Source organism: Amycolatopsis sp. CA-126428 (assembly GCF_002904335.1).
GTDB lineage: Bacteria > Actinomycetota > Actinomycetes > Mycobacteriales > Pseudonocardiaceae > Amycolatopsis.
Map to the genome: position 1 here is coordinate 151,646 of NZ_PPHF01000062.1, position 26,083 is coordinate 177,728.

28 protein-coding genes are annotated in these 26,083 nt (G+C 71.6%); 16 read left to right on the forward strand and 12 right to left on the reverse strand.

Annotation, left to right across the window (positions count from 1 at the left end):
* Positions 1-94: 94 nt before the first annotated feature.
* The 4 genes from C2L58_RS16365 to C2L58_RS16380 all read left to right on the forward strand — a co-directional run bounded on the left by C2L58_RS16365 (position 95) and on the right by C2L58_RS16380 (position 3,080).
* Positions 95-520 carry a hypothetical protein gene (locus tag C2L58_RS16365; protein WP_103338430.1) on the forward strand — a complete coding sequence of 142 codons (426 nt, stop codon included), beginning with the start codon at positions 95-97 and terminating at the stop codon, positions 518-520.
* A 30-nt stretch (positions 521-550) separates the two neighbouring features.
* The gene (locus tag C2L58_RS16370) at positions 551-916 is read left to right on the forward strand and encodes a VOC family protein (protein WP_103338431.1); all 366 of its coding nucleotides are present in this window, start codon (positions 551-553) and stop codon (positions 914-916) included.
* Between the two features lie 76 nt (positions 917-992).
* Positions 993-2,663: a hypothetical protein gene (locus tag C2L58_RS16375; RefSeq protein ID WP_103338432.1), complete on the forward strand. Its 1,671-nt coding sequence runs from the start codon at positions 993-995 to the stop codon at positions 2,661-2,663.
* A gap of 15 nt (positions 2,664-2,678) precedes the next feature.
* Positions 2,679-3,080 (forward strand): NUDIX hydrolase, encoded by a 402-nt coding sequence (locus C2L58_RS16380; RefSeq protein WP_103338433.1) that lies wholly within the window; start codon positions 2,679-2,681, stop codon positions 3,078-3,080.
* 212 nt (positions 3,081-3,292) lie between these two features.
* Here the strand turns inward: C2L58_RS16380 and C2L58_RS16385 are convergent, their stop codons facing one another.
* From C2L58_RS16385 to C2L58_RS16395, 3 genes are all read right to left on the reverse strand, one after another.
* Entirely contained in the window at positions 3,293-4,030 is a 738-nt protein-coding gene (locus tag C2L58_RS16385) for a dihydrofolate reductase family protein (RefSeq protein WP_103338434.1), read from the reverse strand.
* The gene (locus C2L58_RS16390; RefSeq protein ID WP_103338435.1) at positions 4,027-4,596 is read right to left on the reverse strand and encodes a dihydropteroate synthase; all 570 of its coding nucleotides are present in this window, start codon (positions 4,594-4,596) and stop codon (positions 4,027-4,029) included. The genes C2L58_RS16385 and C2L58_RS16390 overlap by 4 nt, the downstream gene beginning before the upstream one ends.
* 145 nt (positions 4,597-4,741) lie before the next feature.
* Entirely contained in the window at positions 4,742-5,041 is a 300-nt protein-coding gene (locus C2L58_RS16395; protein WP_034284548.1) for a YciI family protein, read from the reverse strand.
* A gap of 212 nt (positions 5,042-5,253) precedes the next feature.
* Between C2L58_RS16395 and C2L58_RS16400 the strand changes: the two genes are divergently transcribed.
* The 5 genes from C2L58_RS16400 to C2L58_RS16420 are packed head-to-tail and all read left to right on the forward strand — an operon-like array spanning position 5,254 to position 9,909.
* A complete protein-coding gene (locus C2L58_RS16400; RefSeq protein ID WP_103338436.1) occupies positions 5,254-6,162 on the forward strand; it encodes a hypothetical protein in 909 nt (302 codons plus the stop codon).
* Positions 6,163-6,183: 21 nt separating this feature from the next.
* Entirely contained in the window at positions 6,184-7,377 is a 1,194-nt protein-coding gene (locus C2L58_RS16405; protein WP_103338437.1) for a pyridoxal phosphate-dependent aminotransferase, read from the forward strand.
* Positions 7,378-7,388: 11 nt separating this feature from the next.
* Positions 7,389-8,315, forward strand: a complete 927-nt coding sequence (locus C2L58_RS16410) for a phosphotransferase enzyme family protein (RefSeq protein ID WP_103338438.1) — start codon at positions 7,389-7,391, stop codon at positions 8,313-8,315.
* A gap of 29 nt (positions 8,316-8,344) precedes the next feature.
* Positions 8,345-9,034: a TetR/AcrR family transcriptional regulator gene (locus tag C2L58_RS16415; protein WP_103338439.1), complete on the forward strand. Its 690-nt coding sequence runs from the start codon at positions 8,345-8,347 to the stop codon at positions 9,032-9,034.
* 26 nt (positions 9,035-9,060) lie between these two features.
* Positions 9,061-9,909 (forward strand): LLM class F420-dependent oxidoreductase, encoded by an 849-nt coding sequence (locus C2L58_RS16420; protein WP_233225759.1) that lies wholly within the window; start codon positions 9,061-9,063, stop codon positions 9,907-9,909.
* On the opposite strand, the gene C2L58_RS16425 is transcribed toward C2L58_RS16420, so the two are convergent.
* Positions 9,910-10,665, reverse strand: a complete 756-nt coding sequence (locus C2L58_RS16425) for a nitroreductase/quinone reductase family protein (protein ID WP_255410543.1) — start codon at positions 10,663-10,665, stop codon at positions 9,910-9,912.
* Positions 10,666-10,765: 100 nt separating this feature from the next.
* A complete protein-coding gene (locus tag C2L58_RS16430) occupies positions 10,766-11,614 on the reverse strand; it encodes a hypothetical protein (protein WP_199191296.1) in 849 nt (282 codons plus the stop codon).
* 60 nt (positions 11,615-11,674) lie between these two features.
* Between C2L58_RS16430 and C2L58_RS16435 the strand changes: the two genes are divergently transcribed.
* A complete protein-coding gene (locus C2L58_RS16435; RefSeq protein WP_103338443.1) occupies positions 11,675-13,198 on the forward strand; it encodes an AMP-binding protein in 1,524 nt (507 codons plus the stop codon).
* Here C2L58_RS16435 and C2L58_RS16440 read toward each other — a convergent pair.
* From C2L58_RS16440 to C2L58_RS16465, 6 genes are all read right to left on the reverse strand, one after another.
* On the reverse strand, positions 13,195-14,301 hold the full coding sequence (locus C2L58_RS16440) for an epoxide hydrolase family protein (RefSeq protein ID WP_103338444.1): 1,107 nt from the start codon (positions 14,299-14,301) through the stop codon (positions 13,195-13,197). The genes C2L58_RS16435 and C2L58_RS16440 overlap by 4 nt on opposite strands.
* Positions 14,302-14,308: 7 nt before the next feature.
* Positions 14,309-16,630, reverse strand: a complete 2,322-nt coding sequence (locus tag C2L58_RS16445) for a molybdopterin-dependent oxidoreductase (RefSeq protein ID WP_103338465.1) — start codon at positions 16,628-16,630, stop codon at positions 14,309-14,311.
* Between the two features lie 11 nt (positions 16,631-16,641).
* On the reverse strand, positions 16,642-17,667 hold the full coding sequence (locus C2L58_RS16450) for an LLM class flavin-dependent oxidoreductase (protein WP_103338445.1): 1,026 nt from the start codon (positions 17,665-17,667) through the stop codon (positions 16,642-16,644).
* Positions 17,664-18,155: an SRPBCC family protein gene (locus C2L58_RS16455; RefSeq protein ID WP_103338446.1), complete on the reverse strand. Its 492-nt coding sequence runs from the start codon at positions 18,153-18,155 to the stop codon at positions 17,664-17,666. The genes C2L58_RS16450 and C2L58_RS16455 overlap by 4 nt, the downstream gene beginning before the upstream one ends.
* 70 nt (positions 18,156-18,225) lie before the next feature.
* Entirely contained in the window at positions 18,226-18,729 is a 504-nt protein-coding gene (locus C2L58_RS16460) for a winged helix-turn-helix transcriptional regulator (RefSeq protein WP_103338447.1), read from the reverse strand.
* Between the two features lie 60 nt (positions 18,730-18,789).
* Positions 18,790-19,179 carry a cupin domain-containing protein gene (locus C2L58_RS16465; RefSeq protein ID WP_103338448.1) on the reverse strand — a complete coding sequence of 130 codons (390 nt, stop codon included), beginning with the start codon at positions 19,177-19,179 and terminating at the stop codon, positions 18,790-18,792.
* Positions 19,180-19,222: 43 nt separating this feature from the next.
* Between C2L58_RS16465 and C2L58_RS16470 the strand changes: the two genes are divergently transcribed.
* Entirely contained in the window at positions 19,223-20,188 is a 966-nt protein-coding gene (locus tag C2L58_RS16470; RefSeq protein ID WP_103338449.1) for a helix-turn-helix domain-containing protein, read from the forward strand.
* On the opposite strand, the gene C2L58_RS16475 is transcribed toward C2L58_RS16470, so the two are convergent.
* Entirely contained in the window at positions 20,145-20,762 is a 618-nt protein-coding gene (locus C2L58_RS16475; RefSeq protein ID WP_103338450.1) for a TetR/AcrR family transcriptional regulator, read from the reverse strand. The two genes, C2L58_RS16470 and C2L58_RS16475, sit on opposite strands and share 44 nt — an antisense overlap.
* Positions 20,763-20,832: 70 nt before the next feature.
* On the opposite strand from C2L58_RS16475, the gene C2L58_RS16480 reads away from it, so the two are divergent.
* From C2L58_RS16480 to C2L58_RS16500, 5 genes are all read left to right on the forward strand, one after another.
* Complete coding sequence (locus C2L58_RS16480; RefSeq protein ID WP_103338451.1) at positions 20,833-21,297, forward strand: GNAT family N-acetyltransferase; 465 nt, start codon at positions 20,833-20,835, stop codon at positions 21,295-21,297.
* Between the two features lie 97 nt (positions 21,298-21,394).
* Complete coding sequence (locus tag C2L58_RS16485) at positions 21,395-22,291, forward strand: hypothetical protein (protein WP_233225761.1); 897 nt, start codon at positions 21,395-21,397, stop codon at positions 22,289-22,291.
* Positions 22,292-22,522: 231 nt separating this feature from the next.
* On the forward strand, positions 22,523-22,852 hold the full coding sequence (locus tag C2L58_RS16490; protein WP_199191291.1) for a hypothetical protein: 330 nt from the start codon (positions 22,523-22,525) through the stop codon (positions 22,850-22,852).
* Positions 22,853-22,940: 88 nt separating this feature from the next.
* Complete coding sequence (locus tag C2L58_RS16495) at positions 22,941-24,335, forward strand: MDR family MFS transporter (RefSeq protein ID WP_103338453.1); 1,395 nt, start codon at positions 22,941-22,943, stop codon at positions 24,333-24,335.
* Positions 24,336-24,418: 83 nt separating this feature from the next.
* Positions 24,419-25,906, forward strand: a complete 1,488-nt coding sequence (locus C2L58_RS16500; protein WP_103338454.1) for an alpha/beta hydrolase — start codon at positions 24,419-24,421, stop codon at positions 25,904-25,906.
* Positions 25,907-26,083: the final 177 nt, after the last annotated feature.

Sequence of the window (26,083 nt, forward strand, 5' to 3'; positions counted from 1 at the left end):
CCTTCGTCTTCGTCGACGCTCGAGCCGGGGAACGACCCACGCGATGACGAGGCATTCCGGTAACGTGCGACCTCCCTGTGGGGATGTTCCCGGCATGGGGGAACCAGAGCTCGAAGCCGGGGAAACCACCACGACGACCCAGCCCGGCCGTGGCCTGGGGATCGCGTCGGTCGCCGTCGGCGCGGCCGGCCTGACGCTTGCCGTTGCGACCTGGGCGGCCTGGCTGGTCGTCCGGCCGGGGATCGTTTCCGCGTGGGTGTTCTCGTGGGTCGCGCAGGCGTTCGTGCTGGTCCTCGGCGCGCTGTGGTTCGCGCTGCTGCCGATCAGCGTGCTGGCACTCGTCTTCGGCGTCTGTGCCGGCGCACGCACGCAGCCCGGCTACGCCCGGATCGGTGCCACCCTGGCCGTCGTCACCGTGCTGCTCGCGCTTTCCGGGGCCGCGGTGTTCGCGACGACGTCGTGGCGGCACGTCGGGCCGCCGATCGCCTACTTCGACACGGGACCCTCCGGACCGCGGTAGAGAATCCGCCGCGCGGGTACCAGTCCGATCATGAAGCTGACCTCCACCGTGCTCGGCACCCCGGAACCCCGTGCGCTCGCCGAGTTCTATTCGAAGCTCCTCGGCTGGCCGATCCGCACCGACGAACCGGAGTGGGTGACCCTGCGCCCGGACGACGGCAGTGCGGGGCTGTCGTTCCAGCTCGAGACCGAGCACGTGCCGCCGGTGTGGCCGCCGGCCGACGGTGCGCAGCAGATGCAGCTGCACCTCGACATCGAGGTCGACGACCTCCAGGAGGCGACGGCGGCGGCGACCGCGGCCGGTGCGGTGGTCGCCGAGTTCCAGCCGCAGGACGATGTCCGGGTCTGCTTCGATCCGGCCGGGCACCCGTTCTGCCTCTGGACGCGCACGGGGTGACGCCCCGCGTTCGAGCGGTCACAGGATCCGCTATGTTCGGCTGAGGTCCTGTCCCCGGCGAACGGAGTTGAGTCCTGTGGGGGTGCACCGGATCTGGCACCACGGACTGGTCCCCACCGAGGGGAAACGCCCCCTGGACGCCTTGCGCAGCAGGCTGATCAGCCGCCAGCGGCAGCAGGACGACTACACGGTGACCGATCTCGGCTCGTCCGACGACGGTGGCTCGCGCCGGTGCGACCTGAAGTTCGCGTACGAGGGCAGCGAAGGCCGCTACTCCGTTCAGGTATTGCTTTCGCTGTGCTACCGCGCCGGCGAAGACCGGGTGACGTGGCTGCTGACCGCCGCCTGCACGCGGCCGTGGCGCAGCTGCCACGACGCGCCGGCCCAGCGGATCGGGCTGGAGGAGCTGGGCGCCAGCGGCAGCGACGAGATCCCGATCGAAACGCCGGTGCTGGCGATGCGCGGCTGGTCGCGCAAGGAGTGCGACCACCTCGCCGACCTCCTGGGGGAGGCACTGGCGGCGCCATGGCGCTCTTCGGCGGTGCTGGTGCTCACCGAGCCGCCGACGGTGCCGGTCGAGGGCTGGCCGGGGCTGGTCAACGTCTTCGACGTCGACGACCGCTTCCGCCACACCCTCAACCGGCACCTGCCGCTCGGGTGCGCGCTGCCGCAGGGCGCGCGGCTGTACGTGCCGCCGTGCGACCAGCTGCCGGATTTCGTCGTCAGTGAAAGCCCGGTGTCCGGCGAAGCGCTGCAGGGCGCGATCACCCGGCTCATCCAGACCCGCGGCCGGACGCCCCTGCCCGAGGAGTGGGCGGACGTGCCGAGCGTGCGGGCTTGGTACGAGGCCGATCCGTTCGCCTCGCCGGAGCGTGAGCCCGACGCCGAACTGGTCGAGAAGCTCGGCCGCGCCGAGCGGGAGCTGGCCGAGGCGCGGGGCGTGATCACGATCCTGCGGAAGAAGGCCAAAGCCCGCGCCGAGGAACGGGACCGGCACGCCGGCGAGGTGAAGACGCTCCGCCGCCGCCTCGAGGAAGCGTGTGCGACCGACGTCGCCTGCCTGCGTGACCAGCTGGCGCAGCTGCAGGCGGAGGTGGACGACTACGCGCGGGCGTTCGAGGAGACGGAGGCCGAGCGCGACGAGCTCAGGCGCGTCAACGGGCTGCTGGCGGGCCGGCTCGCCCGCCACCACGACGCCGACGACGAGGTCGCCGCCGCCGAGCGGCCGCCGGAGGAGTTCCCCAGTTTCGCCGAGCTGATCGGCGCCGCGTCGGCCTCGCTCAAGCACCTCGCGATCACGGCCGAACCGGCGCCGGCCGCGATCCTCGACCACCACCCCAAAGCCGCCGCCTGGCGCCGTAAGGCGTGGGACGCGCTCCGCACCCTCGACGCCTACGCGGGCGCCCGGATGTCCTTGCTCGACGCGGGCCAGGACCCGGGCCCCGAGCTGTCGGACGTGCTCGCGTTCGCCCGCACCGGCCAGCCGGGTTCGCTGATCAGCGCGAACATCATCGCCTTGGCCGAGTCGGACACGGTGACCACGAACGAGCGGCTCCGCCAGGCCCGCACGTTCCGCGTCGATCCCCGGACGAACCCGACGGGCCGCGACTACTTCGGCGCCCACATCGCCTTGGAGCGCTTCAAGTCGCCGGCACCGCGGCTGCACTTCCTCGACGACACCGACGGCACCGGCACGGTGTATGTCGGGTACCTGGGCGCCCACCTGCCGACGTCGAAGACCAACTGAGCGAGAATCGCGCGCATGACGGAGATAGCGCACAAGCACCTGGCCTACTGCTGGATCGCTCGCGGCGACCGGGTGCTGTTCCTCCGCCGCGCGCCCGGCGTGTTCCTCGCGGGCCGGTGGGAACTGCCCGGCGGCACGGCCGAGCCAGGCGAGCGCTTCGAGGACACCGCGGCGCGCGAAGCGGCGGAGGAGACCGGGTTGACGGTGCGCGTCACCGGTGAGCTGGCGCGAGATGCGTGGCCGGACGTGGCGGGCCGGGCGCTGCGCATCCACGCTTTCGTTTACACGGTGGAGGAAGCGGGAGCCGGCGACGTCGTGCTCAACCCTGAGGAGCACGACGACTTCGCGTGGCTGACGCGGGCGGAGGCCCGGGAACTGCTGCTGCCGGACCACTTCCGGCGACTGCTCGATCGGTAGGGTTTTTCCTTGGCGCAGCACCGGATCGCGGTGCCGCGGAGGTCTTCGGGTCGTGGTCATGTCTTCGACGGTACGCGAACAGGTGTGCGAACGTCATCGCTGGAACGGGTGAACTGAGACGGGCCTTCGGGCGGCGGATTCGCTTGTGGCACAACGGAAACCCGCGCTAGGGAGCCCCCGAAATTCAACACTACCGCAAGGGACCGACAAAACTAGCGAAGTGCCAGGTACCGCAGCAGGACGCTGGCGCCGTCGGTGAGCACCGAAGCCAGCTCCAGCTCGGCCGGATCGACCGCCGCGCCGAGAGAAGCCCGGCTCGACGTTCCCGCCACCAAGAACGGCGCCACCGTCAACCGGAACTCGTCGACCAAGCGCGCCTCGATCAGCGAGCCGAACAACCTCGGCCCGCCTTCGCAATCGATGCGGCCCAGCCCCTCCGCCACCAAGGTCGACACCACCCGCTCGGCCGGCACCGCCTGCTCCCCCACCACGAACACCCGGGCGCCGTGCGCCGCCCACGCCTCGCGCAACGCCGAAGGCGCGGCCGCGGAGGTGAACACCAGGGTCGGGACCGCCGCCTCGGTGATGACTGGGGCGTCCGGCGGCAGGGAACGGCCCGTCGTCACCACCGCCACCGGGGCGATCGGCGCCAGGCCGAACCGGCGGCGACGTTCGGCCGTGGCGGCGTCGGGGCGCATGCCCTGGAAGCCTTCCGCCACCGCCGTCCCGGCGCCCACCAGGACGACGTCCGCGAGGTCGTTGCCGAGGCGGTAGACGATCCGGTCCGCCGGGGTCGACAGGCCGCCCGAACGGCCCTCGACCGCGATCGCGCCGTCCGTGCTCGACACGAAGTTCACCGCCAGCCAGCGGGGGTCCGCGGGGTAGCTGTACAGCCGCTCGAGGTCGTCCGTGGCGAGCTCGCGCGAGGACGGCCAGACCTGGCGGATCACTCCCACCGGACCGCCTTCGCCGGCGGGCGGGTGCCCGCGATGCTCGCCGCCATCTCCGCCGCGTGGCGCACCTGGCGGACGTGCTTCGTGCGGATGATCGCCACCCCGGCCGAGGCCGCGACCGCCGTCCGCGCCAGGCCGGCCGGCGTGCCGTCCCCGGCCACCGAAGCCAGCAGGGGGACGTCTCCCGGCGGCAACGGCGTCCGGAACACCCCGATGTCCATGACAACGGACAAACCGGCCGTCGAAGGGATCGAGGGAGCGACGTAACCCGCGCTGTACCGGGCCGCGACTTCGGCCAGGTCCGCCCGCGCGACGATCAGGTCGGCGCCCGCTTCGCAGCAGGCCGCGGCGGCCGACGGGTCCGCGGTGTCCACCCCGATGACGAGGCCGGGAAAGGCCGCCCGTGCCGCTTCGACGAGGGACTCGGATCCGGGGAAACTCACGAGATCGGCGCCGTCGGCGACGGCGTCACGGGCCTCGGGGAGCGACTCGGCCGCGGCCAGCACCAGCGCGCGGTCGCCGCTCAACCGGCGGCCCCGGAAGACGAGGTCGGGGGTCTTCATCGCACTCTCCCTGCTGGACGTCCGTGCGTCGTGATCATAAGCGGACCAGCGGGTGAGTGTTCTTCGCCGTCAGGTGGCGGGGCGTCATCGCCGGGCCACCCGACCTCGACGGCTGTGCAACCCGGGACTTCACCCCGGGGGCCCCTCAGGAGGCGATGGCCTCGTTGATCGCCAGCAGCTCCTGGCAGGTGCGCGTGGCGGTGAACTCGATGACGTCGTAGCGCGCGAGCCGCCGGACCACGAACGGGTCGCTGGCGAGCACGGCGTCGAGCTTGCCGCGCAGCACCGGGCGGGTCAGGATCACGTGGTCGGCCGCGCCGTTGCCCTTTCCGGAAACCAGGAAGAGTCCCTTTGTGAATTGTTTACGCAACCACTCCGAATGATCGGGAAGCGCGTAGTCGACTTCTGTTTCGGGCGCCGTATAGGTCAGCAGTGCAATGTACATGTTTGCAGAGTAGAACGCTCTCGTCCGCACCGCATCCGCCTGGCGAGTGGCTCCGGACACGCCTTTCGTTAATATTCCGTCAAGAACCACGGAATTCCTTTACCGGCACTTTTTCGACACACTCGCCGATTGCCGTACGCCCGTCGTCGTACGTCGCGGTGCCGCCGCCGGGCCGACGCGGCGACCCCACCGGGGCCGCGACACTCCGGGGTATGAACGCACTGACCCGGATCTGGTCCGACGGGCGGCGAGCCGAGCGCGTCGCCTACGCCGTCGGCGCGGCGCTGTTCCTCTGCGGTGTCGTGCACGCTCTCGTGCTCATCGCCACCGGCGGCTCGTGGCTGGGCCCGCTGTCGATGCGCAAGGCCGTCACGTTCGGCCTGTCGTTCGGGCTGACGCTCGCGTCGGTCGCCTGGGCGACGTCGTTCCTCACCATGCGCCCCCGGCTGCGCAACGTCCTGCTCGGCGCGTTCACCGCGGCGAGTGTCGCCGAAGTCGCCCTGGTCAGCATGCAGGCGTGGCGCGGGGTGCCGTCGCACTTCAACTTCGAGACGGCGTTCGACAGCTTCGTCTCGATGACCCTCGCCGCGGGCGGCGGTGTCCTCGTCCTGACCGTCATCGGCTTCACGGCCACCGCGCTCGTCGAGCCGGGCCCGGCCGCGCCGAGCCTGCGCCTGGCCGTCCGCGCCGGCCTGGCCGTGCTGCTGGTCGCGCTGGCCACCGGCGCGGTGATGATCGGCCGCGGGGTGGTCGCGGCCCGCGGCGGCGACCCGCAGCTGGCCTACACCACCGCCGGCTCCCTGAAGCCGCTGCACGCGGTCGCCATGCACGCGATCCTGGTGCTGCCCGCGCTGGCCTGGATCCTCCGCTTCACCGGCCATTCCGAAGCCCACCGGCTGCGCGTCGTCCAGACGGCCGTCGCCGCCGACGCCGTGCTCACCGCCGTGATCGGCGTCGAGTCGTTCACCGGCATCGACCCGCTGGCCGCCCCACTGCCGCTCATGCTGCTGTCCGCGCTGGCCGCCGCGGTTCTGGCGGGCACCGGAATCCACGCGTTGTCCGGCATTGAACCGGCCGTCCGATTCGTACGTGTCCTCAACGGGAAGGCAAGGGGCCGGTGAAACGGCGGACGGAGAACACGCGTGCGGCACGGTACAACCCCCCACGGCCTTTTCCAGCAGAACCAGGCCCACAGCCCGTCGTTCTTCTCCGTGGCCAGGGCGATGGGCCGGCACGCGGACGACCTCGCGGACTTCTGCATCCCCTGCAACCCGTACTTCCCCACCGACGCGATGTTCGGCGAGCTCGAACGGAACCTCCGCACGATCCTCAAGTTCTACCCGAGCGACGCGGCCGCGATCACCGCGCAGCTGGCGAGCGTGCTGCGGCTCAACCCGTCGACGATCTCGCCGGCCAACGGCTCGACCGAGCTGATCACCTGGATCGACCGGCTGCTGGTCGATTCCAGCGTCGCCGTGCCGATCCCGACGTTCGGCCGCTGGACCGACCAGCCGATGGAGACCGGCAAGCGCGTCGACATGTTCCTGCTCAAGGAAGCGGACAACTTCGAACTGCGCGTGGACGAGTACATCGAGTTCATCAAGCGCCGCGGCTCCCGCGTCGCGGTGCTGTGCAACCCGAACAACCCCGACGGCGGGTACCTGCCGCGCCGCGAGGTGATCCGGTTCATGGACGCGCTCGAGGGCCTCGACCTGGTGGTGATCGACGAGTCGTTCGTCGATTTCGTCGAGGTCGAGCGGAACCCGTCGGTCGCCGCCGAAGCCGTCGTGCGGCCGAACGTGATCGTGCTGAAGAGCCTCGGCAAGAACTTCGGGCTGCACGGGATCCGGTTCGGCTACCAGGTCTCGAACCCGGCGCTGACGCGCAAGCTGTCGGCCGCGCTGCCGAAGTGGAACCTGAACTCCCTCGCCGAGACCGTGATCTTCATGCTCGCCGAGCACCGCGCGGAGTACGAGGACAGCCTGAAGAAGCTCGCGCTCGACCGGTTCATGATGCAGTCGCAGCTCGGGCAGTTCCCGGAGCTGACGGTGTTCCCCTCGCAGGCGAACTTCCTGCTCGTCAAGCTGCCCGCGTCGGTCGACGGCGCCGAGCTGTGCGACTACCTGCTCGCCGAGCACCACCTGCTGGTGCGCCAGTGCGGCAACAAGATCGGCATGACCAGCCAGTTCATGCGGTTCGGGGTGCGGCCGGACACCGAGGTCGAGCGGCTGGTCGAAGGACTGCGTGGGGTGGAGCGGCTCGGCGGCGGGCGGCACACGACGCCGGCCATCGAGCTGGTCTCCCACTCCCGCGAGCCGGAACGGTCGATCAGCTGAACACCTGGGCGATGGCCGACTTCCAGGCGAATATCCGGCCGTTCGCCGAGCTCGACCGCGCCGGCCGGACGCGACGCCTGCGCCGGCTAGCCGAAGCGGCGTTGACGGACTACGCCGTACCGGTGGCCCGCCTGACTCCGCTGGCCCACGGGCAGAACACGGCGTTCCGCGTCGACGGCGCGGACGGCCACCGGTACGTGCTGCGGGTGCAGCGGCCGGACGGCCCCGGCGTCGCGCAGGTCCGGGCCGAGATGGCCTGGCTGGCCACGCTGCGCCGCGAAACCGGGCTCGTCGTCCCGCAGCCGGTGCCGACGCGCGCGCGGGACCTGGTCACCGTGGTCGCCGACCCGGCCGTGCCCGAGCCGCGCACCTGCGTGCTCTGCCATTGGGTCGAGGGCCGGTTCGTCGACGAACGGCTCAGCGCGCCGCAGCTGTATGCGGTGGGCGAGTTCACCGCGCGGCTGCACCTGCACGGTTCGCGGATGAACGGCCTCGACCGCCGCCGCGTCGACGACCTGACGGAGTTCGGCCGCACGCAGGTGGACGGCTTCTCCGCGACGGTCGTCGAGCGGGCCGTCGCGGCGGCCGGCGGCGACGAACGGATCCGCAGGGCGGTGGCGCGCGTCCGCGCGGTGCGGGCCGAGCTGGGCTTCGGCTCCGACGTCTTCGGCCTGGTGCACGGCGACCTCCACCAGGAGAACTACCTGCTGCACCGCGGCCGGGTGCACGCGATCGACTTCGACGACTGCGGGTACGGGCACTACGCCTACGACCTCGCCGTCGCCTGCGCCGCCCTCGCGCACCTGCCGCACCGCGAAGAGCTGAAGGAGGCGCTCCTGGACGGCTACCGGTCGGTCCGCCCGGCCGCGGCCACGACCGACCCGGGCGTGCTGGCCGCCTTCGCCGGGCTCCGGCGGGTCCAGCAGCGGCTGCGCTGATCGCTACAAACCGGCGTTACAATTGCTACATGGCCGGACGATCGAGCAACGCCACCAGCACCCGCGACCGCCTGCTCATGGCCGCCGGCCAGCTCCTGCACGAGGCCGGCGACGGGCCGGTCTCGACGCGGGCGATCTGCGAGCGCGCCGGCGTCCAGGCCCCCACGCTCTACCACCACTTCGGCAGCAAGCAGGGCCTGCTCGACGCGGTCGTCAACTACGGCTTCACCCAGTACGTCCAGGCTCCGGAGCCGGGCGGGGACCCGGTGGAGCGGATCCGGGCGGGCTGGGACCGGCACGTCGAGTACGGCCTGGACCACCCCGCGTTCTACGTGCTGCTCTACGGCCAGATCGAGCCGGGCGTGCCGTGCAACCTCACGTCGAGCGCCGAAGCGATGCTGCTCGAACTCTTCACGCCGCTGGCGCGCGACGGCCGCCTGCGCGTCGAGGCGACGGAGGCCGCGCGGCAGTTCGCGGCGGCCAACAGCGGCGTCACGCTCAGCCTCATCGCCCAGCCCGAAGACCGCCGCGACCTGGCCATGTCCGCGCAGGTCAGGGAGGCGGTACTGGCCGGGCTGCTCGCCGACCGCCCCGCCGAAGGCTCGTCCGTGGGCGCCCTCGCTGTCGCTTTGTCGACCGCCATCGAGGACGACGACCGAGCGCTGACCCCGACCGAACGCCTGATGCTGCAAGAGTGGCTGCACCGCCTGGCGCACTGATCGCTACATTTGCTACATTACTCGATATGACAAATGTACCGGGCAAGTTCGGCGTGTTCCTGGCCCCGCACCGCGACGACGTGACCCGCAAGGAACAGGCGATCGCGGCGGACGGGCTGGGGTACGGCGCGGTGTGGCTGGGCACCGGCCGCAACTCGGTCGGCGACCTGGCGCTCGTCGAGGAGATCCTCGCCGCCACCGAGCGGATCACCGTGGCGACGGCGATCGTCAACATGTGGGTCGACGAGCCGGAGACGCTCGCCGCGTCCTACCACCGGCTCGCGGACCGCTACGGAAAGCGCTTGCTGCTCGGGATCGGCGTCGGCCACCCCGAGTCGGTCACCGAATACCGCGGCCCGTACGCCAAGATGGTCGACTACCTCGACCGGCTCGACGCGGCCGGCGTCCCGGCCGAAGCCCGGGTGCTCGCCGCGCTCGGCGACCGCGTGCTGAAGCTGGCCGCCGAGCGCAGCGCGGGCGCGCACCCGTACCTCGTGCCGGTCACCCACACCCGGCACGCGCGGGCGATCCTGGGCGCGGGCAAGCTGCTGGCGCCGGAGCACAAGGTGGTCGTGGACGACGACCCGGTGGCCGCGCGCGCCATCGGACGGCCGTACGTCCGGACCCCGTACCTGGGCTTGCGCAACTACGTGAACAACCTGCTGCGCCACGGGTACACCGAGGCCGACGTCGCCGGCGGCGGCAGCGACCGCCTGATCGACGACCTGGTCCTGCACGGCACGCCGGAGACCATCGCCAAGGGCTTGCTGTCCCATGTGGACGCCGGCGCCGACCACGTGGCCGTGCAGGTGCTCGGCGCGTCCCCCGAGGCGGAGCTGGCGAACCAGCGGCGGCTCGCGGACGTGCTGCTCTGATCAGCCGGGCGCGGGCAGCAGGGCGTTCAGCGCCGCGACGAGCGTGCGTTCCTCGTAGGCGAAGTGACTGTCCAATTCGGACTTGAGCCGGTCGAACTCCGCGCGGAGCCGCACCGGATCTGCTTCCTCCTCGACGAGCCGCTCGATTTCCTCCTGCAGCCGGGCCACGACGACGTGCTCTTCGTCGAGCTCGGCCAACGTGGGCTTCAGCGCCGGGAACCGCTCGGCCAGCAGGGGGAAGATGTTCGTGGCCTCCCCGGTGTGGTGCCGGCCGAGAGCCGTGCAGAAGCCGGCGCACCGCGTGCGCAGCTGCCGCGGGACGCCGCAATCCAGCTCGGCCCGCAGTTGCGTCAGCTCACCGCGCAGCCAGTCGTGCATCTCGACGAGCCAGTCGCCCATGCGGCGCGCGGTGTCGATCCGGTGCAGCTCGACGACGGGCAGGAGCCGGGTCGTTCGCGCCTGGTAGCCCGCGAACCCCGGCTCACGCTCGATCACCTCGGCGAACAGCTTGTCGCGGTCCGGCGGGAGGGCCGCCATCGCCTCGAACGTTTCGGCGTCCGTTTCCACGGTGACCAGCGGGTTGCGCCGGATGTTGTGGTACCAGGCCGGGTGCTTCGGCGCGCCCATCGCCGAAGCGACGACGACCAGCCTGCCGCCGATTTCCAGCGCGCCCAACGGAATCCGGTGCTTCCGGCCCGTCCGGGCGCCGGTCGTGGTGAGCATGATCAAGCTGGGTGGTCCTTTCCGATGACGAATTCACCGGATGCGTGTGCCGGCCCATCCGGGGCACGATCAGACGGTACCCAATCGGGCCGGCAGACGGCCATCCCTCAACCGCATAGCCCGGTAGCCCCGCTCAGCGGGCGGCGTCAGCGGCTTTCCGCGCAGCGGAGGCGGCCTCGTCGGCTTCGTCGAAGGCCGCTTTCGCCGTCTCGAACTCCGCTGTCGCCCGCTCGGCGCGTTCCTCGGCTTCGGCCAGGCGCTCACGGAGGTCGTCGACGCGGGCCGTGGCCTGCTCGGCCGCGCGCTCGGTGCGGACCAGGTCGCGCTCGGCCACCGCGCGTTCCTTGTCGCGTTCGGCGGCTTCCTTGCGCAGGCGCTCGCGTTCGGCGCGGACCCGCTTCCGCTCCTCTTCCTCTTCGCGTTGTTCGCGCTCTTCGCGCCGGTGGTCCCGTTTCGGCCGGGCCGGTTCGGCCTTGTCCACCAGCTTCTCCGAGCGCTTCCCGGTGACGGGCGGGACGCTCCCGGCGAGGCTGAACCACTGGTCGGTGTCCTGGTGCGCGACCGACGTCAGCCGCCCGGCGAGCGCCAGCGCGGCGGTGTCCGGCTCGGCCGCGACGGCTTCCAGGGTCGCCTCCACCTCGCGGGTCACCGTGTCGCTCATCGACGGCAGCTCGTGGAGGATCCGCCGCACCAGCTCGCCGCGGCGCCGGGTCAGCGCGCGCAGCTCGTCGCCGGCCAGGCGCGTGTGCGCGTCCCGCAGTTCGGCGCCGAGCTCGGCCAGCTCGCGGAGCTGAGCGGAGTCGTCCCCGGCCAGGCCGTTGACGATCGCCGCGGCCGTGGTCGGCTTGCGAAGCTGCTGGATCCGCTTCGCGAGCTCGGCATCTCCCTCGGCCTTCGCCGCCTTCGCCGCCGCGTTGCGTGCGCTGACGAACTCCGCGAGGTCGCCCCCGTAGAGTTCGCCGGCCACCGTGTCGAAGTCCATCGTGGTCCAGCGAACCACATCGGACTGGTGCGGGCATCCAGGAAGGGTCATCATCGGAGGATGTTCTTCGATCTGGGTGTCCGGGACTTCCTCGACCGCGCGGAAACGGTGTACCCGGACCGCGTCGCGGTGGTCGACGAGCCGGACCAGCCGGCGCCGAGCTGGGGTTCGCTCACCTACCGCGAGGTGGCGCGCCGGGCCCGCGCGCAGGCCGCCAACCTCGACGCGCTGGGCGTGCCGGCCGGCGGGCGCGTGGCGATGGTGTCGCACAACGCCGCGCGGCTGCTCGTGTCGTTCTTCGGCGTGTCCGGCTGGGGCCGGGTCCTGGTGCCGGTGAACTTCCGGCTGGCTCCCGCCGAGGTCAAGTACATAGTGGAGCACTCCGGGGCGGAGGTGCTGATCGTCGACCCGGAGCTGGCGCACCTGCTGGACACGGTGACGGCGAAGCACGTGTTCGTCCTCGGCCGCGACGACGACGCCATCTGGGGCGGCGACGGGACGCCCCGGCCCTGGGCCGGCGACGAGTCGGCCACCGCCACCATCAACTACACGTCGGGGACGACCGCCCGGCCGAAGGGCGTGCAGCTCACCCACCGCAACATCTGGCTGAACGCCGCCGTCTTCGGCCTGCACACGACGTTGAGCGACCACGACGTCCTGCTGCACACCCTGCCGATGTTCCACTGCAACGGCTGGGGCATGCCGTACGCGGTGACCGGCCTCGGCGGGCGGCACATCGTGCTGCGGAAGGTCGACGGCACCGAAATCCTGAGGCGCATCGACGAGCACGGCGTGACCATCCTCTGCGCGGCACCCGCGGTGGTCACGGCGGCGTTGGACGGCGCCGCGAGCTGGGACGGCGAGATCCCCGGCCGCGACCGCGTCCGGATCGTCGTGGCCGGCGCACCGCCGCCGACGCGCACGATCGAGCGGGTCCGGGCGGAGCTGGGCTGGGAGTTCATCCAGATCTACGGGCTCACCGAGACCGCGCCGCTGCTGACGGTCAACCGGATGCGCAGCGAGTGGGCGGACCTCGACCCGCACGAGCAGGCCCGGCTGCTGGGCCGCGCGGGAACGCCGGCGCTGGGCGTCCGGATCGCCGTGGACACCGACGGCGAGGTGCTCGCCCAGTCGAACCACAACCTCGACGGCTACTGGGAGAACCCCGAGGAGACGGCCCGCGTCCAGGAGGGTGGCTGGTTCCACACGGGCGACGGCGGCGCGTTCGAGGACGGCTACCTGACGATCGCCGACCGCAAGAAGGACGTGATCATCTCGGGCGGCGAGAACGTGTCGTCGATCGAGGTCGAGGACGCGCTGAACTCGCACCCGGCGATCCGCGAAGCCGCGGTGATCGGCATCCCGGACCGGAAGTGGGGCGAGCTGGTGACGGCGCTGGTCGTGGTCGACGGGGACGTCACGGCCGAGGAGCTGATCCAGCACTGCCGCGGGTACCTGGCGGGGTACAAGTGCCCGAAGCGGATCGAGTTCCTGGCGGAGCTACCCCGGACGGCGACGGGCAAGATCCAGAAGTTCAAGCTCCGGGAGCCGTTCTGGCAGGGTCGGTCGCGGCAGGTCAACTAGCGGACCAGCCGGAAGAACGTCCGCACCTCCTCGGCGAACAGCTCAGGCTGCTCGTAAGCCGCGAAGTGGCCACCGCGCTCCAGCTCGTGCCAATGCCGGATGTCGGTGTACCGGCGCTCCGCCCAGCGCCGCGATGGGCGGGGCATCTCCGCCGGGAAGATCGAACACCCCGCCGGCACGTCGACGGTGTCGTCCGTCGCCTCCGAGAACCACTTCTGCACCTTGCGGATGCTCTCCCAGTACAGCCGGGCCGACGACGCCGCCGTGCCGGTGAGCCAGTACAGCGTGATGTCGTCCAGCAGCTCGTCGCGGGTGAACGGGAAGCCGTCGGACCAGGCGTGGAACTTTTCCACCAGCCAGCCGCACAGGCCCGCCGGGGAGTCGAGGAGGCTGTAGCCGATCGTCTGCGGCCGGGTCGACTGCAGCACCGAATACCCGTCTTCCCAGCGCTGCGCGTGCTCCAACGCCGCCAGCGCGGCCCGCTCGGAGGCCGTCAGGTCGTCGAACGTCGCCGGGTCCGGTGCCGCGATCGGTGGGTTCAGGTGGATGCCCGCCAGGTGCGCCGCGTCCTGCTGGGCCAGCGACGTCGTGATCGACGTCCCCCAGTCGCCGCCCTGCGCGCCGTATCGCGAGTAGCCGAGCCGGGCCATCAGCGAAGCCCACGCCGCCGCGATCCGCTCGATGCCCCAGCCCGCCGACGACGGCTTGTCGCTGAAGCCGTAGCCCGGCAGCGACGGGATCACCAGGTGGAACTCCTCGGACAGCGGCTCGATCACCTTGGTGAACTCGACGAACGAGCCGGGCCAGCCGTGCGTGAGGATCAGCGGCAACGCGGCCGGGTCCGGCGAGCGCACGTGCAGGAAGTGGACGCCGAGCCCGTCGATTTCGGTGCGGTACTGGGGAAACCGGTTCAGCCGCGCTTCCGTGCGCCGCCAGTCGTACGCCTCCGCCCAGTACTCGCACAGCGGGCGCAGGTACCCCAGCGGCGTCCCCTGGCTCCAGTCGTCCCCGGGTCCGGCCTCGGGCCAGCGCGTCCGCCGCAGCCGCGCGCGCAGGTCGTCGAGGTCGGCCTCGGGGACCTCGATCCGGAACGGCGTGATCACGCCGGCACTATAAACCGGCGAACCGTCCACTCGTGACGGTTTCGCGGACGCGCGCGCTGTCCGCCTCCGCCCGCGCCCGCTCCTCTTCGGTCGCGGGTTCCAGGCGCGCCGGGACGTCCTTGTGGTGCGGCGTGCCCGCGATCGGGTCGCGGTCCCGCGCGTCCGTCAGGAGGTTGATCCGCGGGCCGCTGACCACGCGGCGGCCGTCGGCGGCCGGGTGGGCCATGCCGTAGCCGTGCGGCAACGCGAGCTGGCCCGGCCGCATCGCGGGGTCGGCCTCGGCGCGGACGACCACCCGGCCCGCCGGCGTCACGACGGCCACCCAGTCCCCCGGGGAAGCGCCGATCGACGCCAGTTCTTCGGGACGCGCGCGCAGGGCGCCGTCCGGATCCGTGCGGCGCCAGCGCGGGTCACGCAGGATCTGGTTCGCGTTGTGCGCCCGCCGCTGCCCGTTGACCAGCGAAAACGGGAACGCCGGGTCGGGCCGCTCGGCGGCCGGGTCCAGCGCGGCCAGCCAGTCCAGCAGCTCCGGTACCGCCAGCCGGATCCGCGAGCGGCGCAGCAGGCTCCACACTTCGTCCTGTTCGTGCGCCGAAAACGGCGTCGGACCGGCCAGCACCCGCTCGAAGAGCTCTTCCCCGAGCCGCGGACCGGTGGCCGAGCTGCCCAGCGCGCGCTGCACCGGCACGGTCATCGTCTTCGCCGCGCGGTGGCAGCCCGCCCACAGCGGCGCGATCGACGCCGCGCCGTCGGGCAGCGACGCACCCAGGGTGCGGTAGAGCAGCACCGGCAGGATCGCCGCGCGCTCCGGCATCGCCTGGACCAGCGCGCCGATCCCCGCCTGCAGTTCGGCCCGCGGCCCGGCGGCCAGTTCGGCGAGCACATCGGACGGCGGCAGCACGCCCAGCGCGTCGAAGAGCCGCGCGTAGATCTCGGCCTCGACGAGCGTGCCCGGCAGCGGATCCAGCAACGGCCGTCGCAGCTGGAAGTAGTTCGTCGGCCACTCGAAGGTGAAGAGCGTGAACTCCCACTTCTCGTGCTGGGACGCCGCGGGCAGCACGTAGTCCGCCAGCGCGGCCGTCTCGGTGTAGGCGACGTCGACGACCACGGACAGCTCCGCGGCCTCCAGCGCGCGCTCGACCTCCCGTGTCCCGGCGAAGGTGTTGGCCGGGTTCGACGATTCCACCCACACCGCGCGGACGTGGTTCGGGTGGTCGGCGAGCACCTCATCGGCGAGGGTGTTCGCCGGCAGCAGGCCGCCGATGTACTCGAAGCCGGTGATCTCGGAGCGCTGTCCGGTCGTCGAGCCCCACAGCGGCAGCAGCCACGAGTGCAGGTTGTTCGTGCCGCGCCGGCCGAAGTGCCCGGTGAGCAGGTACAGCAGCTTCTCGAGGTAGCTGTTGAGCGTCGAGTGCCGCCCCTGCTGGATGCCCAGCTCGACGCGCACGGTCATCGCCTGGGCCGCGCTCATCAGGTCGACGGCCCGCTCGACGTCCACCCGGGACACTTCGGCGTGCGCGATCCACGCGTCCACCGGCACTTTCGCCAGCACGGCGGCGACCTCGCCGAACCCTTCGGTCCGGTCCGCGAGGAACCGCTCGTCGGCGGCACCCCGCTCGAGCAGCAGCGCCAGGATCGCGCCCAGCAGGTAGGCGTCGGTGCCGGGCCGCAGCGGGAGGTGCAGATCGGCCATCTCCGCGGTCTCGGTGCGCCGCGGATCGAGCACGATCATCCGCCGGTCCGGGTCGTTCTTGAGCGTGTTGAGCGCCTGCCGGGCGTTGCTGAACCCGTGCGCCTGCCAGGGGTTGCAGCCGAGCACGACGAGCAGGTCGCAGTGCTCGACGTCCTCGGCGGTGTGCACGAGGGTCGAGCCGAACAGCTGCCCGTTGACCCAGAAGTCGCCGGTCTTCTCCTGCGACAGCGCGTTGAAGTGCCGCGTCGAGTTCATCCACTTCAGCAGCGACGTGCCGTACGCGCCGCCGGAGTGGTTGCCCTGGCCACCGCCGCCGACGTAGGCGAACGAGCCGGGCCGCCCGGCCGCGGTGTCGGCGTCCCGGATCGCGTGCAGCTTGGCCGCGATCTCGGCGAGTGCGGTGTCCCAGCCGATCGGCTCGTGCGTGCCGTCGGGACGGCGGCGCAGCGGCGTCGTCAGGCGGTCTTCGTGGTCGCCGTAGAAGGTCAGGCGCTGCGCCTTCTGGCAGAGGTAACCACCCGAGCGCGGGTGCGCCTTGTCGCCGCGGACGCGGGTGATCTTCCGGCCGTCGAGCTGCACCTCCAGCCCGCAGTTGAGGTAGCAGAGGCTGCACGCGGTGCGCTGCCACTCGCCCATGGCGGTCCCCTTCACAGCAGGTCGAGCGCGCGACCCAGCGTCGTCAACCGCGCTTCGAGCGTTTCGCCGGCCGGGTAGAGCCGGACGGTGTCGATGCCGGCGTCGCGCCAGACGCGCAAGCGTTCCCGCACCATCTCTTCGGTGCCGAGCAACGTCGTGCCGAGCACCATTTCGTCGGTGACGAGCGCGGCGGCGCCGTCGCGGTCCCCGGCCTGCCAGCGCTCGCGGACCTCGGCGGCGACGTCGGCCCAGCCCTGGCGGCTGTAGGCGTTGTTGTAGAAGTTCGTGCTGGCCGAGCCCATCCCGCCGAGGCTGAAGGCCAGCTCCTTCTTGCGGCTGCCGACCAGGGTGCGCAGTTCGGCTTCGTTGTCCGCGAAGGCGACTTCGGCACCCTGACAGACGTCGATGTCCTTACGCTGCCTACCCGCCTTCGCGAGCCCGGCGTCGAGGTGGGTGAAGTACGCGTCGGCGCCTTCGGGCACGAAGCTGGTCCCGAGCCAGCCGTCCGCGACCTCGCCGGTGAGCTCGAGGAGCTTCGGCGACAGCGTCGCCAGGTAGATCGGGATGTCCGGGTTCGGCGCGGTGGACAGCCGCATCGGGCGGGCTTCACCGGGCAGCGGGATCTCGAAGGCGTTGCCGGAGAACGAAATCTTCTCCCCCGCGAAGGCTTGCCGGATGATCTGGACGGTCTCGCGCATGCGCGTCAGCGGCTTTGCGAACGGGACGCCGTGCAGGCCTTCGACGACCTGCGGCCCGGACGGGCCGAGGCCGAGCGCGAACCGGCCGCCGGAGAGGTCGGCGAGGGTGAGCGCGGCCTGCGCGATCGCGACCGGGGTGCGGGTGCCCAGCTGGATGATCCCGGAACCGAGCCGGATCCGGTCGGTGCGGGCGGCGAGGTAGCCGAGCGCGGACGGCGCGTCCGAGCCCCAGGCTTCGGCCACCCAGCAGACGTCGAGGCCGAGTTTCTCCGCTTCCAGCACGAAGTCCAGCGTCGTGCGGGTGTCCGTCGAGAACTCGACGGTGGTCGCGGTCTTCATCGGTTTTCGATCCGGGCCTTGATCGCGGCGAGGTTGGTCCGCATCGCCGTCTCGAACTCCCGCATGCGGACGAAGACGATCTTCTGTTCCTTCTCCGGCATCCGGTCGATCGCGAACGACAGCCCGGACCGGCCGGGCCCCATCCGCATCCACTGGCTCAGGCGCGTGCCGCCGTTGTCCGGCTCGAGGGTGAACTTCCAGACGGCGCTGGGCTCTTCGGGGTCCTGGACGGCCCACGCGAAGACGCGCGGCGCTTCGCACTCCACGACGTACGAGGTCGTCTCCCACTCGCCGAACGCGTCGTGCTTGCTGCGGCCGAGGAACTTGCGGCCTTCCTCGCACCACTCGACGGACTGGAGTTCCGCGCTCGTCTCGGGCATCAGGGTGATGTCCGAGACGACCGGCCAGACGTCCTCCGGCGCGGCGTCGATCCAGGTCGAGACCTCGGCCGTCGGCAGGTCGGCGTACCGCGCACCCGTCCACTCCATCGTGGTCGCACTCCCTTTCCCGAGGCTGCTGACCACGATAGTTGCGTAGATAGACCTACCCTGTCAACGGCTACTCCTGCCGCGCGAACCGCTCCTCGACGTCCGGGCGCTGCGCCAGCCGGGCCGGGAAGCCGGGGCCGCGGCGCATCCGCGTGTCGTCCGGCGTCATCGGTTCGCGGCAGTCGGCGCAGACGATCTCGGCGTGTGTGTCGTGCCCGCAGGCGAGGTGGTGCACGGTGATCGGCGGGCCGGCCTCGCTCGCGAGCCACTTGTCGCCCCAGCGGGTCATCGCGAGCAGCACGGGGTAGAAGTCGCGGCCCTTCTCGGTGAGCACGTAGTCGTGGCGCACCGGCTCGGTCTGGTACGGCACCTTTTCCAGCAGGCCCTCGTCGACCAGCCGCTTGAGCCGGTCGGCGAGGGTGTTGCGCGCGATGCCGAGAGCCTGCTGGAACTCGTCGAAGCGGCGCACGCCGTAGAAGGCGTCCCGCAGCACCAGCGGGGTCCACCAGTCGCCGAGCAGATCCATGGTGCGCGCGATCGAGCACGGCCACTGCGCGAACGATGTCCGTTTCATGCGGCTGAGAGTACGCCGTCCCGGGATAGGACTCAGCAGGTCAGCCCGCGTGCTTCGACGTCATACGAGGTGCCCGGTGGTCACGTCGACGTGGTCGGGGACCTCGTCGTGCACGTCGCCGACCGTGAGCGTCCCCGCCGGCTCGACGAGCAGCACACTCGCCCCCGCCTTCGACGACGGCTTGTGGAACGTCCCCTTCGGGACCACGAAGACCTGCCCGCGGCCGAGCGTGACCACCCGTTCCGCCGGATCGCGCAGGCCGATCTCGATCTCGCCGTCGAGGACGAGGAAGAACTCGTCGGTGTTCTCGTGGACGTGCCAGACGTGCTCGCCGTCGAACCGCGCGAGGCGGATGTCGTAGTCGTTGACGCGGGTGACGATGCGCGGGCTCCAAGCGGCGTCGAAGCTCGCGAGGACTTCGTTGAGGTCGATCGGGTTCATGCCGACCATCCTCGGCCTGGCTCCGGCGGCCGGGGAGTGCTAGGAATCGCACATGCCGCAAGAATTCTCGCACCGGGTCGTCGCGATCGTCACCGAAGAGTCGAACCCGTTCGAAATGGGCGTGGCGACCGAGCTGTTCGGCCTCCGCCGCCCCGAGCTCGACCGGCCCTGGTACGACTTCACGCTCTGCGCGGCGACGCCGGACGTCCGGATGAACCTCGGCATGTTCACGCTGTCCGGCGTCGCCGGTCTCGAGGCGGCCGACACGGCGGACACCCTGATCGTCCCGGCCCGCCCGAACACCGGCGTCCCCACGGCCCCGGCGATCATCGCGGCGATCCGCCGGGCGGCCGGCCGCGGCGCCCGCCTGGTGAGCTTCTGCACGGGAGCGTTCGCCCTCGCCGAGGCCGGGGTGCTGGACGGCAAGCGGGCGACCACCCACTGGCAGTGGGCGGCGTCGCTGGCCGCGAAGTTCCCGCGGGTGCGGTGGGAACCGGACGTGCTGTTCATCGACGAGGGCAACGTCCTGACGGCGGCGGGCAGCGCGGCGTCCCTCGACCTGGGCCTGCACATCATCCAGCGCGACCACGGCGCCGAAGTCGTCAACGCGGTGAGCCGCCGCCTGGTGTTCACCGGCCACCGCGACGGCGGCCAGCGGCAGTTCATCGCGCGCCCGGTGCCCGCGGTGCCGGACACCTCCCTGGCCCCGGTCCTGGCGTGGGCCCTCGAGCGGCTGGACACGCCGTTGACGATCGCGGACCTGGCCACCCGCGCGGCGGCCAGCCCGGCGACGCTGCACCGCAAGTTCCGCGCGGAGCTGGGCACGACACCCCTGGCGTGGCTGACGACGGAACGGGTGACGTTGGCGTGCCGCTTGATCGAGCGGGGCGAGCTGCGGCTGGACCGGGTGGCCGCGTTGAGCGGCTTCGGCACGGCGGCCAACCTGCGAGCGCAGCTGCGCCGCCACACCGGCCTCAGCCCGAGCGCCTACCGCCGTCGCTTCGGCCCGGCGGCGTGATCGCCGCGAGCGCCTCGGCCAACGCGGCCTGCTGCAGCCGCGCCGGGTAGGTCTTCGGGTCGGCCGCGGCCAGGACGTTCAGCCCTTCCACCAACGCCACCAGGCTCTTCGTCGTCAGCTCGAGCCGCTCGTCCGTCCACTCCGGACGGCAGGCCGCCACCAGCCGGTGGACGCGGGCCAGGAACGAACGGTTCGCCGCCCGGTGGCGCTCGGCCAGGTCGTCGTCGGCCAGGGCCGCCGCCAGGAAGCCCACCCAGACCCGGGATTCCTCGTGGTGGCCGTGCGGGAGGTCCACCGCCTGGCCCAGCACCGCCGCGAGCGCGCCCGACGCGTCCGCGGCCGCCGCTTCGGCCGCGTCCGCGCGGACCGCCGTACGTGCGTACAGCAGGTCGCGTGCGTGCAGCAGCAACGCCTTCTTCGTCGGGAACGCGTGCATCACCAGGCCGGTGGTGCAGCCGGCGCGCTCGGCGACCGCGCGCAGGGTCAGTCCCGGCAGGCCGTCGGCGGCGAGCACCTCCCAGGTCGCGTTCGACAGCAGCTCTCGCTGCGCCTGGACGTCACGCTGCTTCGGCATCGAGCCTCCTTCCCAGGAAGCGTAACAGCTGCTACGGTAACATTCGTTACGGAAAAGGGAGGCCGCCTTGATGATCGGCTGCACGCTGACGATCACCCCGGTGACCTGGGATGATCCCGACGCCGTCCGCCTGCGCGAAGCCCAGCGGACCGAACTCGACACCGGCTACGGCACCGACGACCACGAACCCGGCGCGGTGCCCACCGCCGAAACCGTCGCCGTGTTCCTGCTCGCGCGGGACGCCGGCGGCACCGCCGTGGGCTGCGGCGGACTGCGGCTGCTGGGCCCCGGATCGGGCGAGGTCAAGCGCATGTACGTCGAGCCGGCGGCCCGCGGCACCGGCGTCGCGGCCGCCTTGCTGCGCGCCCTCGAAGACCACGCGCGAGGCCTGGGGATCACCCGGCTGCTGCTGGAGACCGGCACCGGGCAGCCGGACGCGATCCGGTTCTACCAACGCGAAGGCTACGAACCGATCGAGGCGTACGGGCCGTACCGCGGCGAAGCGCTCTCGCGCTGCTTCGCCCGCGATCTGTGATCGGTTTTCCGATGACCGGCCCAGGCTGAGCTATTGGCGACCGGGTGCGCTCCGGGCCTACGGTCGCAGGACCGTCCCTCCACGAACCGGAGTTCCCTTGCGCATCAAGCAGATCGGCGTCGCGCTGGCCGCGGCCGCCGTCCTCACCGTTCCGGCCGCACCCGCCCGGGCGGCGGCCAGGATCATCCCGCTCGACCTCTCCGCCGGGCAGCAGCCCGAGAACATCGCCTTGGAGCCCGACGGCTCCGCCGACCTCACTTTCGCCTACACCGGCGAAATCGGCCGGGTCACGCCCGGCGGGCAGATCGGCGTCATCGCCCGCATCCCGATCCCCGCCGACGGCGATGTCCCGGTGGTGCACCGGAAACTGTTCCTCGGCGGCATCGTCCGCACCCCCGGCGGCGACCTGTACGTGGCCGTTTCGACCGGCACGGCGGCCACCGGCCTCTACCGCGTGCGCCCCGGGACCGCGCCGGTGCAGGTGGCCGCCCTACCGCCTTCAGGGTTCCAGAACGGGGTCGCGCGCGACCCCGCCAGCGGCGACATCTTCGTCGCCGACTCGTTCGGCTCGGTCGTCCGGCGCGTCTCCCCGCGCACCGGCCGGGTCACCGACTGGGCCACCGGCGACCTCCTCGCCCCGTCCGGCGGCTTCGGCGCGAACGGCGTGAAAGTTCACGACGGCGCGCTCTGGGTGTCCAACCTGGATCGCGGCACGCTGGTCCGCTTCCCTCTCAGCGGAGCACCCGGCCGGGTCGTCGCCTCGGGTCTCGGGCCGGTCGACGACTTCGCCTTCCACGGCGAGGACGTCATCGCGGCCGTCAACCAGGAGAACCGGGTCGTCAGCGTCGGCCGCGACGGGGTCCGGACCATTTTGTCCATTTCGGATGGCTTGGCCAACCCGACGTCCGTAGCCGTCCGCGGTGACACGCTGTACGTGGCCGACAGCGCGTACTTCGGTGGATCACCCAACCTGCTGCGCACCCGGCTGAAATGACCGTGCATCCGCACGCCGATTGTGCACACGATTTCCGTGATCTCCGGGAAACGGTTGCTGGGAACCAAATCCCCCGGTAAGTTGGCGGGCCCCGGTGTTCGGTCATCGGCCACCGGGGTTCGCGCTGCTCGGCGGAGCGGGGAGGCCACCGCCGAGAGAGCGCTTTCCGGCGGTAGGGGTCGCCGCCGGGTGCAGGAGGGAAGCAGTGCCTTGGTGTTGCGGGGAACGGTCATGGCCGAGCGCGTGACCGAGCCGTACGTGGTCGGCCTGGAAGCCATCGCGGGTGAGCTGCTGCGCGGAAAGTGGTGTGTCTACCTGCATGAATGGCTCGGCGACGAGCTCGATTTGCCGACCTGGCAGGCCGAGGTGGCCACGCACGCCGAGCACGCCGGCGTCGAGGTGTGCTTCGTCGAGATCCCGCGCAAGGACATGACGCTGGTGGCGAACGTGCGCGCCCTGCCGAGCTTCGAGCAGGTCACCGAGTCCGTGGCCGCCCTCGAGCACTACCGGGGCCTGAACGGGAGCAGCCGGAGCGTGGTTTTCCGCCGATCGGCCCAGTGACACGAGCGCGATCGCCGCGCCCGATCCGCCGGCCCGGCCGCCGGGCGAGGTTGACTTCAACCTTCCTGGAGCTTTTACCGTCGGCACCATGACCGCACTCCGCACCGCCCCGCCGCCGATCCCGCGCACCGTCTGGATCGCGTCCGGGGTGATGGCCCTCGGCGGCTTCCTGGGCAACATGGACGCCTCGATCGTCGCCGTCGGACTCGAATCGATGCGAGACAGCCTCGGTGTCGCACTCGTCGAGATCCAGTGGGTCGCGACGGCGTACCTGCTGGGCCTCTCGGCCGCGCTCCCGCTCACGCCGTGGCTCGGGCGCAAGTTCGGCGCCGGACGGCTGTGGCTCGGCGCGCTGGCCGCGTTCCTGCTCACGTCGGTGGTGTGCGCCCTCGCCCCGGACGCGGGCACGCTGATCGCCGTCCGGGCCGGGCAGGGCATGGCCGCCGGCGTCATGGTCACCGCCGGGCAGACCGTGATCGGGCTGGCCGTCGGCCCCGAACGGCTGGGCCGCACCATGGGCACGCTGGCGCTGGTGGTCGGGCTCGCCCCGGTCGTCGGGCCGAGCGTCGGCGGCTTCCTGCTCGCGCACTGCTCGTGGCCGGTGCTGTTCTGGCTGAACCTCCCGATCGGACTGCTCGCGTTCGGCCTGGCGCTGCGGTACGTGCCGCGCGGCGACCGGCAGCAGCCACCGCCGATGGACTGGCGCGGGCTCGCCATGGTGTCGCTCGGCCTGCCGCTGCTCGTCTACGCGCTCACCGAACTCGCCACCCCCAGCTCGCTCGACATCGCTCTCGCGGCCGTCGGCGCCGCCGCCATGGGCCTGTTCACCTGGTGGTCGCTGCGCACCACCCACCCGGTGCTGCAGCTGCGGCTCGCGGCGCGGCCGGTGCTGGGCTCCGCGCTCGCGTCCGTGCTGCTCGGCGGCGCCGGGATGTTCGGCGCCGTCCTGCTGCTGCCGCTGTGGTTCCAGCTCCGGCTCGGCGCCGGGACCGCCGAGTCGGGCGTCCTGCTCGCGCCGATGGGGCTGGCCACGACGGTGTCCGTGGTCGTGGCCGGACGGTTGACCGACCGCTACGGCGGCGGGACCGTCGCGCTCACCGGGTCACTGGTGGTGCTGGCGAGCACGGTGCCGATGCCCTGGCTCGGCCCGGAGACGCCGACGTGGCTCATCCAGGCCCTGCTACTGGTCCGCGGCGCCGGGCTCGGGCTTTCGATCCTCCCCGCGTCGACGGCGGCGTACGCGTCGGTCGCCGCCGCCGAGCTCGGCCACGCCACCGCGCTGGTCAACATCGTGCTGCGCGTGGGCGGCGCACTCGGCGGCGCGCTGTGCGTGATCGTGCTGTCCCGGGGCCTGAGCGCCGGCCCGGCGACCGGGTTCGGCTGGGCCTTCGGCGTGCTGGCGGCGCTGTGCGTGCTCGGCGCACTGGCCACCGCCTGGCTCCGGCGGGCCGAGCGATCGTCCACAGTGGACGCGAAGGCGTGACTCACCAGGGAAGCTGGCGTGAGCACCGGATCGGTGATTTGCTGGAGTGGGTCGGATACTGTCGGTGAGGGGGAGGACGGGCGATGGCGGGGGTGCGCAAGCGGCTGGTGACGGCCGCGGCGGTGACGTCGGTGCTGGGGAGCCTGCTGGCGGCAACGCCCGCTTCGGCCGCGGAATCCGTCGACTGGCAGCCGTGCGCCGACGCGCCCGGCGTCGACTGCGGCACGGTGACCGTGCCGGTGGACTGGGCGCACCCGGATCGCGGCACCACGTCCGTCGCGCTCGCCCGGCGCAAAGCCACGGACCCCCAGGCCCGGATCGGCTCGGTCCTGATGGACCCGGGCGGCCCCGGCGGATCGGGCACCGAGGAGGTCAAGTACGGCTGGTCGCTCTCGCCCGAGATCACCCGCCGCTTCGACACCGTCGGGTTCGACCCGCGCGGCGTCGGCGCCGGCACCCGGATCTCGTGCGGGCTCGAGGAACTGATCGCCGACCACCCGCGCGTGCCGCGCAACCAGGCCGAGTTCGACCAGCTCGCGGAGTACAACCGGAAGCTCGGCGAAAGCTGCAACCGCATCTCCGGGCCACTGGGGCAGTTCGGCGACACGAAGAGCGTCGCGCGGGACATGGACGCCATCCGCGTCGCGCTCGGCGAGCCGAAGCTGACTTACTACGGCGTTTCCTACGGCACGCTGATGGGCCAGCAGTACGCGGAGCTGTTCCCGGACAAGGTCCGCGCGCTCGTGCTGGACAGCAACATGGACCACTCGCAGTTCACCGCGGCCGAGTTCCTGCTCAGCGAAACCCGCTCGGTGCAGGCGGAGTTCGGCGAGTTCGCCGCCTGGTGCGACCGGACGCCGAGCTGCGCGCTGCACGGCCGCGACGTCTCCAAGCTCACCCGCGACCTGCAGGACAAGGCCGCGCGCGGGGAACTGAAGGACCCGCAGAGCGAAGAGGTGATCGAGCCGCTGGACCTCGCGTCGATCTTCCAGGGCAACTTCTACACCCCGACCTGGGGCAGGCTCGCGACGGTGCTCAAGGAACTGGCGGACGGCACCGCACCGGCCGCCTCGGCCCGGCTGCGCGACGACATCCCGATCAACTACGTCTTCCAGAGCGTGTTCTGCGACGACTGGCACATGCCCGTGCACAACTTCGCGGAGCTGGAGACCTACCGCCGGGTGGCCGCCGCGTTCGCCCCGGACATCAAGGTCAACTCCCTCGGCTGGCGGGCGGTCACCGGCTGCATCGGCTGGCCGAACCGCACCAGCAACCCGCAGCACCCGCTGCAGGTGCACGGCGCACCCCCGTTGCTGGTGCTGAGCAGCCGCCACGACCCGGCGACACCGTACGCGTGGTCGCAGGCGGTGGCCCGCCAGACGGGCAACACACTGCTGACCTACGACGGCTGGGGCCACGGCGCGTACTCCAAGAACAGCACGTGCGTAACGAAGGCGACCGACGACTACCTGATCACCGGAAAGCTGCCGGCGCCGGGGACCCATTGCGCGGCGGTCGAGCCACCGGCAACTTCTTTGGTCGCCCAACGTCCTTCGACGATCGGCTTCTGAGACTCTGCGGCTTTGGCTTCGCCGTGGCGTGGGAAATCGGCGCTCCTCGTGGTTCCAGGGTACGAACAGGGGCTCACCCTTACACCCCTTCGTGTGATGAACTCATGTTCGATGCTCGGTAATCTTGAGCTATGTCCGACAACGCGACTCTCTCACCCGACGCGGTGGCCATCGCCG